Raw genomic sequence first — 11,601 nt, 5'->3', positions numbered from 1 at the left:
GATGAGGATTTGTAGCCTTAGCGTGTACATCCGCCCCGTTACCACAAGAACCCCTTTTGGGGGAAGACCTGTCGGTAAAAAAATCTACCTTCAAGTCCCCATGTGATTTCGGAATAGTCCGGACGCTAGTGCCTTTTATCGGTGCTGATAAATCTGCGCCGACTCGTACCACTCTTATGGCGCAATCCTTTGTTGCTACTGGTGCCGACTGCCCCACACAGCTGGCTGCCGAACGGCTCGCCCACACCCACACCCTGGCCGAGCTGGCAGCCATGACAGCCCGGGTAGCCACCCTGGAACAGCAGGCCCTGGCTGCTGCCACCGACGCGACGCGCCAGCAGGCGCAGTTGCTGGCGCTGGTGCAAAACCTGCAGGTCGCGCTGGTGCTGGTCGATGATGATTCCCAAATCCGGTTTGTGAATCAGTACTTCTGGGACCTGTTTGGCCTGCCGCCGACGCCACCAGACCAAGCCGGCATCATTCCGTATGGGGCGGTGGACATTGGCCCGGCGTTTCACGACCCGGCCGCCTTCGCTACCCGCGCCTGGGCCATGAACGCCGCGGGCCGCACCGTGCTCCGGGAGGAGTTTATGCTGGCCGATGGCCGCTTCCTGGAGCTCGACTACCTGGTGCTCGACGCCGAACGGGCCGGCCGCCTCATTTGCTACCGCGACGTAACCGAGCGCAACCAGCGCGAGGCCCAGCTGCGCATGCTGGCCCACTACCTGCCCCAGCAAACGCCCAATTCCGTCCTTCGACTGGCGGCCACCGGCGAGGTGATGTACGCCAATACCGCCGCCGGGCCGCTGCTGCCTTCCCTGCTGGCCCAGCAGATACTGCCCGGCCTGGCCGCCGCCGCCCTGCGCAGCACCGAGCACCAGCAGGAGCTGCTGGTAGACGGCAAAACCTACCTGAGCACGACGGTGGCCGTGCCCGGCCAGGCTTTTGTTACGCTCTACCTCACCAACATCACCGAGCGCAAGCAGGCGGAAGCCCAACTGGTGGCTCAGCGCGATTTCTACGAAACCATCCTGAGCGCGCTGCCCATTGAGCTGGGGGTGTTTGATGAGCGCTACCATTGCCTGTTCGTCAACCCGGCGGCTATTGCCGACCCCGCCGTACGCCAGCAGGTCATCGGCCTGCCCATGGCCGACTACGTGACGCTGCACGGCCAGCAGAACCCGGCTTGGCTGAATGAATTGCGCCAGCAGTACTTCGAGCTGGCCGTGCGCACCCAAACCGATGTGGTGTACGAGGAAACCCTGCTCGATTCCCGGCAACGCGAAAAGATGTTGATGTGGCAGGTGCGGCCCATTTATCAGGCGGAGAAAGAACTACGCATGGTGGTGAGCCTGGGCATCGACATCACGGCCCGCATGCTGGCCGAACGCTTGCAGCAGCAGGTGCAGCAGCAGCTGCAGGAGCGCGAGGAGTTTATCCGGCAGGTGGTCGACGCCCTGCCCAGCCTGGTTTACGTGTTGACTCCGGATGGCACCGTGCTGTTCTCCAACAAAACGTACCTGGAGGTAATGGCCGAGGAACACCAGTACGGGCGCGATAGCAGCAACCCCATGGTGCGCGAGGAAATGCGCCAGGCGCGCTTGTTCAATGCGGAGGTCTTCAGCACGCAGCAGGCGCAGCGGCGCGAAATGAGCTATACCACCCAGGATGGGCGCACCAGCTACTACGACGTGTTCAAGCGCCCACTGCCCCGGGCCGATGGCCAACCGGCAACCCTCTCCATCAGCACCGACGTCACGGAGGTGAAAAAGGCCCGCGAGGCGCTGGAGCAGGCCAAGCGTGACGCCGATGAGAATGCCCTCGCCAAAGAGCTCTTTCTGGCCCGCATGAGCCACGAAATCCGCACGCCCCTGAACGGGGTGCTGGGCATGGCCGCCCTGCTGCAGAAAACGGACCTCACCGTGCTCCAGCAGGAATATCTGAATACGATGCAGCTGTCGGGCCGCCACCTGCTGGCCCTGGTCAACGACGTGCTCGACCTGGCCAAAATCACCACCCAGCCCCTGCCGCTCAACCACACGCCCTTCGACCTGGCCCTGCTGCTGCAAGGGGCCGGGCAAACCGTGGCCGCCCTGGCTGCGCAAAAAGACCTCGAATTACTCATTATTCCCCTGGCGGAGCCCCCCATTCACCTGCTGGGCGATGCCTACCGCCTGCAGCAGGTGCTGCTCAACCTGCTTTCCAACGCCATCAAGTTCACCGATCAGGGCAGTGTGCAGCTGGGGGCCGACGTGCTGGCCGACACGCCCGCCGGGCTGACGCTGCGCTTCCAGGTCACGGATACGGGCATTGGCATGACATCCGTGGAGCAGGCCCACATCTTCAAGGACTATGCCCAGGCCAATGCCGACACCAGCCGGCTCTACGGCGGCACGGGCCTGGGCCTGAGTATCAGCCGCAACCTGGTGGAGCAGATGGGCGGCACCCTGGAGCTGCGCAGCGCGCCCGGCCAGGGCACCACCTTTTCGTTCGAGCTGCTGCTGCCCCGCGCCGAGGCCGACAGCCTGTTCCCGCCCCCCGCCCTGCCGGCCATCTGCTACGAGCGCCTGCGCGGGCTGCGCGTGCTGCTGGCCGAAGACAACCTCTTCAATCAGCGCATCGCCATCATTGTGCTCGAAAACTGGGATATGCAGGTAACCGCCGTCACTAATGGCCTCGACGCGCTGGCGCAGCTTCAGGAGCAGGATTTCGACGTGGCGCTGCTCGATATCCAGATGCCCGGCCTGACCGGGGTAGAAGTAGCTGCCGCCATCCGGGCCAGCGCCGACCCGCGCCGGGCCTCCCTGCCCATCATTGCCTTCACCGCCAATGCCTTCGATGCCGACCGCATGGCCTACCTGGCCGCCGGCATGAACGCCTGCCTCACCAAACCCTACGAGGAAGATGACCTGGGCCAGCTGCTGCTAGAACTGCTGCCGCAATAAAGCGGGGCCACTGCGCCCCGTTGGGTTTTGGGAAGGCCTTTACCTGCGCCCGCCTCTACGTGAACCCGGGCCAGACGGAGCCCGCCACGGCCGACGCCACCAGCACGGAAGCCGCCAGCTCGGCCCCCGCCAACCTCGGCTCAGTGGCCCTGCGCCAGAGTGCCAACACCACCCAGCTGCTCGTCGACGGCCTGCGCGTGGCCACCAGCTACAGCGCCGCCCGGGCCTTCTCGGCGGCCCCCCTGCCCGTAACGCTCACCGCCTTCAGCGCCCGGCGCACCAATGCCGGGGTGCAGCTGCAGTGGGCCACGGCCCAGGAACTGAACGCCCGCACCTACCACGTGGAGCGCAGCACCGATGGGCGCACGTTCACCCGCGTAGCGGCGCAGCCCGCCGCCGGCACCACCACCCAGGCCCGGCGCTACGCGGTGCTGGATGCCAGCGCCCCGGCCCGCCAGCTCTACTACCGCCTTGCTCAGGAAGACACCGACGGCACGCTGCACTACAGCAGCGTGGTGAGCGTGGCCGCCGGCCTGGGCACGCCCGCGGCGGCCCTCACCGTGGCCCCGAACCCCGCCGACCCGGCGCGGCCCGTCACGCTGCTGCTCACCGGCCGCGCTGGCCAGGCCCTGACGCTGCAGCTGCTCGACAACGCCGGGCGCCTGCATCACACCCAGGCCCTACGCTCGCTGACCGATGCCGAGCAGCTGCCGCTTACGCTGCCGGCCACCTTGCCCGCCGGCACCTATGTGCTGCGCGTCACCGGCCCCGGCAGCCAGCCCCTGCACACCCGCCTCGTGCTGGTGCGGTAGAACAGGCGAAGCACACACTTTCCCCAAACAGAAACGGCCACCCATTGGGTGGCCGTTTCTGTTTCCAGTAGCTACTACGAAAGCCGTTGTTGCATCTCCTTTCGTACGCCCTTGGTCGCCACGATGGCCTGCCCACAGGCCGCTACCAAGGGCAGGCCACCGGATATCTCCCTTGTGAAAAGGACAGAGGCTACTGTCTTCAGGAAAAGCATCCTGCAGTGCGGACGTAGCAGATCAACAACACGTCTACCTGGGTTACAGCGGAAGGCTACTCAACTACCACCTGCCTGGAGATAATGCCGGTGGCGTGGCGCCAGCAATGTGTAGAGTACGGGGATAATACACTATACCTAAATCAATCCTAGTCTCCGTGCTTCGTCCTTGATGAGCAAGCGTACTAAAGCAGAAAAACCAAGTCCTCGCTCTTTGGCAACCCGTTCAGCAAGCTCCTTTTCCTCAACCGTAACCTCTAAACCTACCTGCTTTTTGCCTGTTCGCTCGGACTTATCTTTTTTCATGAAGTAAATATAAAGGCTCTGGTACCCTCATATCAATATAATTATGGTATTCTATGAAAGGCACTCTTGCTATACCATAAAAATATTGGTACTTTTATGGTACTCATGATGAGTAACCCAACCGATAGTAGGCAAAAGAGGCCAGTCGCTGAAACGACTGGCCTCCGATATAGCACCTGTTAGCGCAGGCACTACGGTAGGGTTTGTTAGAAACCTTATCCCAAAAGTACATGAAAACTCATGTAACCAGGCAGCCTGTGCCTGGAGAGCTTCGGAACGCCCTGTCGGCCGCATTTTTCGGCAACCCGCTCTTTTCTCCGCTGGAGCAGCTACTGGCCAACCACCGCATCCACGAATGTGAGGATACCGGGCAGCTCACCCACTGGCTGGCCGAGCTACCCGCTGTGCTGGCCCGCCGCCAGACGGCCAACCTCTCCACTCCTACTGCCTCGGCCAGCCATGGGGTATAGCAAGCAACTCCGCCAAATCCGCCAGGCCCGCAAGGCGGTCCGGGCCTGGCAGCACCAGATGCTGGCGCTGGAACTGGAAGGCATCACGGCCCTGACGCTGCACTCAGCAACCAAGACCCTGATCATCCCCATCGAACGGGAAGCAGGCGCGCAGGTGATCGGCACGCTGTTGGAAGCCCTTAATGAGCGCCGCAAGACTCTGCAGGCCGAAGCCCGGCAGCTACGCCAGGACTGGCACGAGCACGAATTGCTGCACGGCAGCCAAGACCGCACCCACCCGGCCCGCGGACGGGCCGACTGACGTCGCTCCTTCCCAGCTTACCCTCCTTATCAAACGCTAACCCCACCGTTACCCATATGTCAACTGAAACCGGACTTCCCGCCGCCGACGCGCCCACCCGCGTTCCTTTCCGGCAGGCCTCGGCCCCGCTGATTGCCAAGGCCATGAGCTTCACCCTGCAGTGGCTCACCCAGTACTTTCCCGACCCGAGCTGGCCCACCTTGGAGGAAGCCTTTCTGCGCCAGCAGCCCGATCTGCTGGTGAAGGGCGAGCAGGTCTTCCTGCACTGGCACGACCTGCACCGGCTGGCCCGGCATCTGGAGGCGCTGTCGGGGCCGGACGGTGCCCGCCCCGCCCAGCCCGCCACCGATGCGGACGCCGACGTGCCGGCCGACGAGGCGAAGGCGTCCACAGGCCCGGCGCCCCGGCCCCGGGCGGCCGCCAGGCGCACGCTCAGCAGCATCATCCACTACCACCCGCGCCCCGACGGCAAGGCCGGCTTCACCGTGCGTGAGCTGTGCCGGACGATGCGCATCGGGGCCGAGTCGCTGACCGATGCCCAGCAAAACCCGGGGCGGCTGTCGCTGAGCGCCATTGAGGCCCTGGCCGAGAAGATGCAGGAAAGCCCCGTGCAGCTGGTTGTTGATCTGCTGGCCGAGATGGGGGCCCGCCGCAAGCCCCGTCGCAAAGCCCGCGTCCGCGTCACCGCGCACTAGTATCCCTCGCACCCCGCCCGGCCCCGTGCGGCCGCCTGTCCGGCGGCCGCACGGGGCCGGGCTTACTTTTTTGCGGCCCGCGCAACCGGGCCGCAGGCGGCGGCAGAAAAAAACCGGCAACGGCCGTGTGCAAACGGCATCGGCGCGGCATCAGACTGGCAGGCCCGCCGGGCGCGGCTTCCCGGAAGAAGCCGGCCTGGCGGGATTCACCCAGCCCGCCTGCTGCCATGAAAACCTCTCTTCCGCTGCTGCTTCTGCTGCTGCTCCTGTTCCGGGGCGCCGCCGCCCAGTCCACCACCGTCTCGGGCATTGTGCGCGACAAAGCCAGCCGGCTGGCCCTGCCCGGGGTCACGGTGCTGCAAAAGGGCACCACCAACGGCGTCTCCACCAACGCGCAGGGCCGCTTCACGCTCGTTGTCTCGGGCAGCGCCCCGTGCCTTTTCGTGTCCTCGATTGGCTATGTTTTCCGGGAAATCAGCCTCGCCGGCCGGCCCGACTCGGTAACGGTATGGCTGGAAGCCGATACCAGAGCCCTTTCCGAAGTAGTGGTGACTGGTGTTGCTCCGGCCGGCGAAAGCCGCGTCAGCGCCGCCGCAACTATGGTTACGGGCGCCGTGCCGGGCGTACGGATCCGGGGAGCCAGCACCCTGGCGGCCCCGGCCCGCGCCGAGCTGAGCACCCGGGCCAAGCGTGAAACCAGCTCTTCGGGACCGAAAACCGGCGCGGGCGTGCTGACGGCCGGGGAAGTCAACGACTTCGGCAAGTGGCACCTGTGGCCCGACATTGCCCGGCAGGAGTTGAGCCGCTGGGGCGAGCAGTGGCGCATCCGGCCTCTGGAGCGCTACACCGCCCAGCTGCTGACCGAGGACGGCTACCCCGTGGTGGGGGCTGCCGTGCAGCTCAAGGACCAGCGCGACTCGCTGCTCTGGCAGGCCCGCACCGACAACACCGGCCGGTGTGAGCTCTGGAGCAACCTGTTCACGGCCAAGCCGGCCGCGGCCCCTGGGCAGGTGGCCAGCCTGCAGGCCGTGGTGGACGGGCAGACCTACACCGTGCGTCAGCCCACCCGCTTTCAGCAGGGCCTCAACACCATCCGGGTGCCGCGGCCCTGCCGCACGCCGGCCGTGGTGGACGTGGCCTTCGTGGTGGACGCCACCGGCTCGATGGGCGACGAGATCCGCTACCTGCAGGCCGAGCTGGAGGACGTTATCGGCCAGGTGCGCGACTCGCTGACCGGCGTCACGCTCAACGTGGGCAGCGTGTTCTACCGCGACGCCGGCGACGAGTACCTGACCCGCCACACCAACCTGAGCGCCAACCTGGGCCAGACCCTAAACTTCATGCGCGCCCAGCAGGCCAGCGGCGGAGGCGACTTTCCCGAGGCGGTCGACCAGGCCCTGGATGTGGCCATCAACGAGCTGGCCTGGGCCCCCGAGGCCCGGGCGCGGCTGCTGTTTCTGATTCTGGACGCCCCGCCCCACGAAAACCCGCAGGTGCTGGCCTCGCTGCAGCGCTCGGTGCGCAAAGCCGCCGCCCAGGGCATCCGCCTGATTCCCGTGGCTGCCAGCGGCATCGACAAAAGCACTGAGTACCTGCTGCGCGCCCTGGCCCTGGCCACCAACGGCACCTACGTGTTTCTCACCGACGACAGCGGCGTGGGCAACGCCCACCTCAAGCCCACCACCGACCGGTTCGAGGTGGAGCAGCTCAACGCCCTGCTGGTGAAGATCATCGGCCGCTACGCCGCCACCACCGACTGCCAAGTGCCGGCCGAATCTGCCGGCCGCCGGCCCGGCACGCTCTCCGGCCGCTACACGGCCGCCCGCGACACGGCCGCCCGCGACACCACGGCGGCCCCCGCCACCCGGCCCGGCCGGCGCTACGCCTGGTCGTGCTACCCCAACCCCACCGCCGACGTGCTGCACGTGGAGCTGGAAGGCGAAGTGCAGGAGCTGTTCGTCACCGACGCGGCGGGTAAGGTGCTGCTGCGCGCGGCCCCGGTGCGCCACCAGGCGGCGCTGCGGGTGGATCATCTGCCCACCGGCGTCTACTTCCTGACCTTCTTCACGGGCCTGGGCTGGGAAAAGACCCGGTTCTTGGTTAGCCGGTAAGCGGCGGGCCGGCCGAGCAGGGTGCCGCACTGCCGGCCGGCAGACCTTTCCCCGCGGCGTAAAAGCGCGGCCCTGGACAACAGCCCGCGCCCGCGCCCGGATTTAAAGCAGTTGCTTTTCCTATATTTCCGCCTGCTTATTCTGTGTCACTTATTGCTTTTACTGGTTTCTACTACCTATCCCGCTACCATGAGAAAACCCCTACTCCTGCTTGTGCTGCTGAGTATGGCCCTAGCCGCCCGGGCCCAGGAAAAATTATCCTATCTGCTGCAGACGGTTGACGTGGCCGCTTATCCGAACGCCACGTTTGAGGTGCGCGGCCAGGTGCTGATTGAGGACAAGGCGCGCCATGGCGGCGCCATTGCCTGCGCCGTGGCCTCGCTGGACAAGAAGACCATCAAGTCCCACTTCGATAGGTACGGCATGGAGAGCTACAAGCCCGGGGCCTGGACTGCGCTGTCGGTTTCCGGGCGGATTGACGGCCAGGCCAATAAGCTGTCGGTGGGCATGTTCTTTTCCGGCCGGGGCCGGTATTATTTCGATGATTTCGAGCTGCTCATCACCAGCAAAGGCAAAACGGTCAGCATGCCGCTGGGCAACGCGGGCTTTGAGGCCGATACGCTCCGGCCCTGGTATGTGGGGGATTACAAGGAGATGGCCAACGTCCGGCTGACTACGGACAAAGCACGGTCCGGCCGGCAGTCGCTGCTGATTGATAACTCCCGGGCGGAATCAGAGGTGTACGGCGACAACACGCGGCGGGGCCGGTACGCCACCGTAAACGGCGTACGGCTCTATTACGAGCTATACGGTGCGGGCGAGCCGCTGCTGCTACTGCACGGCAATAACTCGTCCATCAACGCCTTCAGCCAGCAGATTCCGGAGCTGGCCAAAAGCTACCAGGTGATTGCGCTCGACAGCCGGGGCCAGGGCAGCTCGCAGGCCGACACCACCCGGCTCACCTACGAGCTGTTTGCCGACGATGCGGCCGCGTTGCTGGATGTACTGGGCGTGGACAGCGCCCGCGTGCTGGGCTGGAGCGACGGGGGCAACATCGGCCTGCTGCTAGCCATGCGGCACCCGCGCAAGGTCCGGCAGCTGGCCTCGATGGCGGCAGTGCTCTACAACGACGACAAATCGGTGTCGCCGAAGCTGAACGCGCAGCTGCGCCGGCAGCTGACGGAGATGAAAGGCCGCGGCGTGACGGAGGCGGATATGGAGTACCGGCTGAAAAACCTGCTGCTCACCGAGCCGCACATTGCGCCGGATGCGCTGGCCCAGATCAAAGTACCAGTGCTGGTGATGGCGGGCGAGAACGACATCGTCAGGCGGGAGCACACGGCCCTGATAGCCGCCAAGCTGCCCCGCGCCACGCTGAAGATCTTCCGGAAAGCCGGGCACGAAGCGCCCACGGAGGTAACCGAGGAGTTCAACCGGACCGTGCTGGAGTTCTTCGCCGGCCGCCGCTAGCCCCGGGCAGGCGGCCCTTTCGTGAAACCCTGGCCACAGTTCTGAAGCAGGGCGCGGCGGCCGAAGCCTGCTCTGCATGCCGGCCGCCGGACTCAGGCACGGGCAGGACGCCAGAGCGGGCCCACCGCCAGCTGAGGTGGTCTAGCCAGGGGAGACAGAATAGGGTCTCATCTTTCGATTGTCATGAAAGACAGTCCTAAACCCGGCAAACGCTACTGGCAAGCTCCCTGGTTACCCTTTGGACTACCCAGTTAACCAAGGCCGAGGTTGGCATCAATCCACGTGGCGACATCGGTGACCGGCAGGGCGTGGCGCTGGTTGAACGTCCCCGCCTTGTCCCAGGCCACCCCGCGCCCTTGGGCAAAGGCAGCGCGGTACTTGCGCATCATATTTTGCGGGTCGCGGGCCAGCTCTTTCATCAAAAACGGCACCGTCCATTCCGAACGGCCGAACGGGCGATGGAGCGCCGCCGCCAGTTTGTCGGCCACCTCGCCGTAGGTCACGGTATCGCCGGCCAGAAACACCACCTCGTTGCGGATGGGCGGTTCGGCAAACATAATCTCGGCGGTCAGCATCCCGATATCGTCCGGCGTCGTCAGCGTAACGGCGGTATCGAGGCTACCCAGCGCATGCACTTCGCTGTTGGCCAGGTCAACCACCCCAAACTCGGGCTCAAATAGGTAGCTCATGAACATGCCGGTCGAGATGATCACCCACTCGGTCGCGGTCTGGGCCCGCAGCAGCTCCCGTACGTCCAGCTGCGCGTCGAAGATGTCCTGCGGGCCGCCGCGGCCAATTACCTCGAAATCGACCCCGAACTGCCAGGGAAAATACCGGGGCACGCCCGATTGCAGGGCGGCCTTCGCCAGCTTCATGGGCGTGTCGATGCCGGCCGCGTAGCCGACGCAGCCAAGCACCGTGTCGTACCGGGCAAACAGCGTGGCGAGCTCCTCAATCGAGCTTTGCACGAGGTCACCCAGCACGATTTCAATGCCCAGGTCCCGGATTTCGGCAATAGGCCGCTGCTTGACCGGCTCCTCGGACTCGACCGCGCTGCCGCGCAGCAGTACGCTGATTTTGGCGCCTGTCACGTCCTTGGCGCGGCGCGCCAGGTTGCGCAGCACGGGCAGGCCGAGCTCGCCGGCTCCCAGCACCAGGATGTTGCGGGACGTAACGGCGGCGGTTGTTTCATTCATCATCGTAGGCTGATTTATACGTTCGTGGTCAACTTACTGGGCAGGTTGCGAAAAAACGCACAACAGGCTGCCAGTAAGATGATTACAACCTATAAGGAACTCTGGCGCGTGGCAACCAGGCATCCGGTTAGGCGCTACCTGCAAAGGTCGGGCAAAGCGCAGTGGCAAACTTGCGTATGCTGGCCAGATAGTTACTCAAAACAGCCAATTTATGCTCAACCTGGCCGACTTCACCCAGCAAAACCTCGCCATCGACCAAGACCCGGCCACGATGTTTGTGCAACACGAGCGCACTGAAAATAGCTTTCCGCTGCACCAGCACCAGAAAAGCCAGCTCCTCTACGTACTGGAAGGACTGGCCTTTGTGGAAACCCCCGGCCACACCTACTACCTGCCCGCCCGGCACTACGTCTGGATTCCGCCGGGGCTGGAACACCGGCTCCTGGCCCGCTCGGCGCAGTATCGGCTGCACAGCCTGTGCTTTGCCGAGGCGGCGGATGCCGCCCACCCCTTTTACGGCGTACTGGGCATCTACCCCGTTGCCACCCTGCTCTACGAGCTGCTGTGCTACACCGAACGGTGGCAGGGCCTGGTCGCGCCCAGTGAGGCCGATGTGTCCGCTTCCCCAAATCGAGTGCCAGTAGTGAGTAGAGAAAGGCGCAACTTTCACTACCTGACGACTGCGAAATGAAAAAAGAACGATTCAGCGAGACCCAGATTGTGGCCATTTTACAGCAGCAAGCTAGCGGGCAGAACGTCGCCCAGATTGTGCGCGAGCACGGCTTGAGCGAAGCGACATTCTACAAGTGGAAAAGCAAGTATGCCGGGGCCAGCGTCGCGGAGTTAACCCGGCTCAAGCAATTGGAAGAAGAGAATCGCAAGCTCAGGCAAATGTTCGCCGACTTAAGTCTGGAGAATCAGGCTATCGAGGAGATACTGCGAAAAATGTAAGTAGCCCTCCGGCCCGGCACCAGGCAGCGCAGGGCTTAGTGAGTAACGGCTGGAGCCAGCGCCGGGCGTGTGCCCTGGTGGGACTCGCGCGTGGCAGCTACCACCCGGTGGCACACAGGTGCAAGGACGAGC

Annotated in this window: 11 protein-coding genes; 9 read left to right on the top strand and 2 right to left on the bottom strand. The window is 64.6% G+C overall.

What is annotated here, in order from left to right:
- Positions 1–176 precede the first annotated feature (176 nt).
- Both O3303_RS20910 and O3303_RS20905 read left to right on the top strand, forming a co-directional pair.
- Positions 177–2,945, top strand: a complete 2,769-nt coding sequence (locus O3303_RS20910) for an ATP-binding protein (RefSeq protein ID WP_269562057.1) — start codon at positions 177–179, stop codon at positions 2,943–2,945.
- A gap of 20 nt (positions 2,946–2,965) precedes the next feature.
- A complete protein-coding gene (locus tag O3303_RS20905) occupies positions 2,966–3,757 on the top strand; it encodes a hypothetical protein (protein WP_269562056.1) in 792 nt (263 codons plus the stop codon).
- A gap of 350 nt (positions 3,758–4,107) precedes the next feature.
- Here the strand turns inward: O3303_RS20905 and O3303_RS20900 are convergent, their stop codons facing one another.
- Positions 4,108–4,275, bottom strand: a complete 168-nt coding sequence (locus O3303_RS20900; protein ID WP_156109430.1) for a hypothetical protein — start codon at positions 4,273–4,275, stop codon at positions 4,108–4,110.
- 257 nt (positions 4,276–4,532) lie between these two features.
- Here O3303_RS20900 and O3303_RS20895 point away from each other — a divergent pair, with 257 nt between their 5' ends.
- From O3303_RS20895 to O3303_RS20875, 5 genes are all read left to right on the top strand, one after another.
- On the top strand, positions 4,533–4,745 hold the full coding sequence (locus O3303_RS20895) for a hypothetical protein (RefSeq protein WP_269562055.1): 213 nt from the start codon (positions 4,533–4,535) through the stop codon (positions 4,743–4,745).
- Entirely contained in the window at positions 4,735–5,046 is a 312-nt protein-coding gene (locus O3303_RS20890) for a hypothetical protein (RefSeq protein WP_269562054.1), read from the top strand. The genes O3303_RS20895 and O3303_RS20890 overlap by 11 nt, the downstream gene beginning before the upstream one ends.
- 56 nt (positions 5,047–5,102) lie before the next feature.
- Positions 5,103–5,741, top strand: a complete 639-nt coding sequence (locus tag O3303_RS20885) for a hypothetical protein (RefSeq protein WP_269562053.1) — start codon at positions 5,103–5,105, stop codon at positions 5,739–5,741.
- A 227-nt stretch (positions 5,742–5,968) separates the two neighbouring features.
- Positions 5,969–7,852 carry a carboxypeptidase-like regulatory domain-containing protein gene (locus O3303_RS20880; RefSeq protein ID WP_269562052.1) on the top strand — a complete coding sequence of 628 codons (1,884 nt, stop codon included), beginning with the start codon at positions 5,969–5,971 and terminating at the stop codon, positions 7,850–7,852.
- Between the two features lie 189 nt (positions 7,853–8,041).
- Positions 8,042–9,322, top strand: a complete 1,281-nt coding sequence (locus O3303_RS20875; protein ID WP_269562051.1) for an alpha/beta fold hydrolase — start codon at positions 8,042–8,044, stop codon at positions 9,320–9,322.
- Between the two features lie 251 nt (positions 9,323–9,573).
- Here O3303_RS20875 and O3303_RS20870 read toward each other — a convergent pair whose 3' ends face one another.
- The gene (locus O3303_RS20870; protein WP_269562264.1) at positions 9,574–10,518 is read right to left on the bottom strand and encodes an aromatic alcohol reductase; all 945 of its coding nucleotides are present in this window, start codon (positions 10,516–10,518) and stop codon (positions 9,574–9,576) included.
- 211 nt (positions 10,519–10,729) lie between these two features.
- Here O3303_RS20870 and O3303_RS20865 point away from each other — a divergent pair, with 211 nt between their 5' ends.
- Both O3303_RS20865 and tnpA read left to right on the top strand, forming a co-directional pair.
- Positions 10,730–11,209, top strand: a complete 480-nt coding sequence (locus O3303_RS20865) for a cupin domain-containing protein (RefSeq protein ID WP_269562050.1) — start codon at positions 10,730–10,732, stop codon at positions 11,207–11,209.
- Positions 11,206–11,469: an IS66 family insertion sequence element accessory protein TnpA gene (gene tnpA, locus O3303_RS20860; protein ID WP_269562049.1), complete on the top strand. Its 264-nt coding sequence runs from the start codon at positions 11,206–11,208 to the stop codon at positions 11,467–11,469. The genes O3303_RS20865 and tnpA overlap by 4 nt, the downstream gene beginning before the upstream one ends.
- The last annotated feature ends 132 nt before the right edge of the window (positions 11,470–11,601 follow it).

This window comes from Hymenobacter canadensis, assembly GCF_027359925.1.
Classification (GTDB): domain Bacteria; phylum Bacteroidota; class Bacteroidia; order Cytophagales; family Hymenobacteraceae; genus Hymenobacter; species Hymenobacter canadensis.
This window is presented reverse-complemented; position numbering and strand designations above follow the sequence as displayed.

Bases quoted from the DNA above. Each gene is read 5' to 3' on its own strand.
- O3303_RS20910 (WP_269562057.1), top strand. From the start codon at position 177: ATGGCGCAATCCTTTGTTGCTACTGGTGCCGACTGCCCCACACAGCTG.
- O3303_RS20900 (WP_156109430.1), bottom strand. From the start codon at position 4,275: ATGAAAAAAGATAAGTCCGAGCGAACAGGCAAAAAGCAGGTAGGTTTA.
- O3303_RS20890 (WP_269562054.1), top strand. From the start codon at position 4,735: ATGGGGTATAGCAAGCAACTCCGCCAAATCCGCCAGGCCCGCAAGGCG.
- O3303_RS20885 (WP_269562053.1), top strand. From the start codon at position 5,103: ATGTCAACTGAAACCGGACTTCCCGCCGCCGACGCGCCCACCCGCGTT.
- O3303_RS20880 (WP_269562052.1), top strand. From the start codon at position 5,969: ATGAAAACCTCTCTTCCGCTGCTGCTTCTGCTGCTGCTCCTGTTCCGG.
- O3303_RS20875 (WP_269562051.1), top strand. From the start codon at position 8,042: ATGAGAAAACCCCTACTCCTGCTTGTGCTGCTGAGTATGGCCCTAGCC.
- O3303_RS20870 (WP_269562264.1), bottom strand. From the start codon at position 10,518: ATGAATGAAACAACCGCCGCCGTTACGTCCCGCAACATCCTGGTGCTG.
- O3303_RS20865 (WP_269562050.1), top strand. From the start codon at position 10,730: ATGCTCAACCTGGCCGACTTCACCCAGCAAAACCTCGCCATCGACCAA.
- tnpA (WP_269562049.1), top strand. From the start codon at position 11,206: ATGAAAAAAGAACGATTCAGCGAGACCCAGATTGTGGCCATTTTACAG.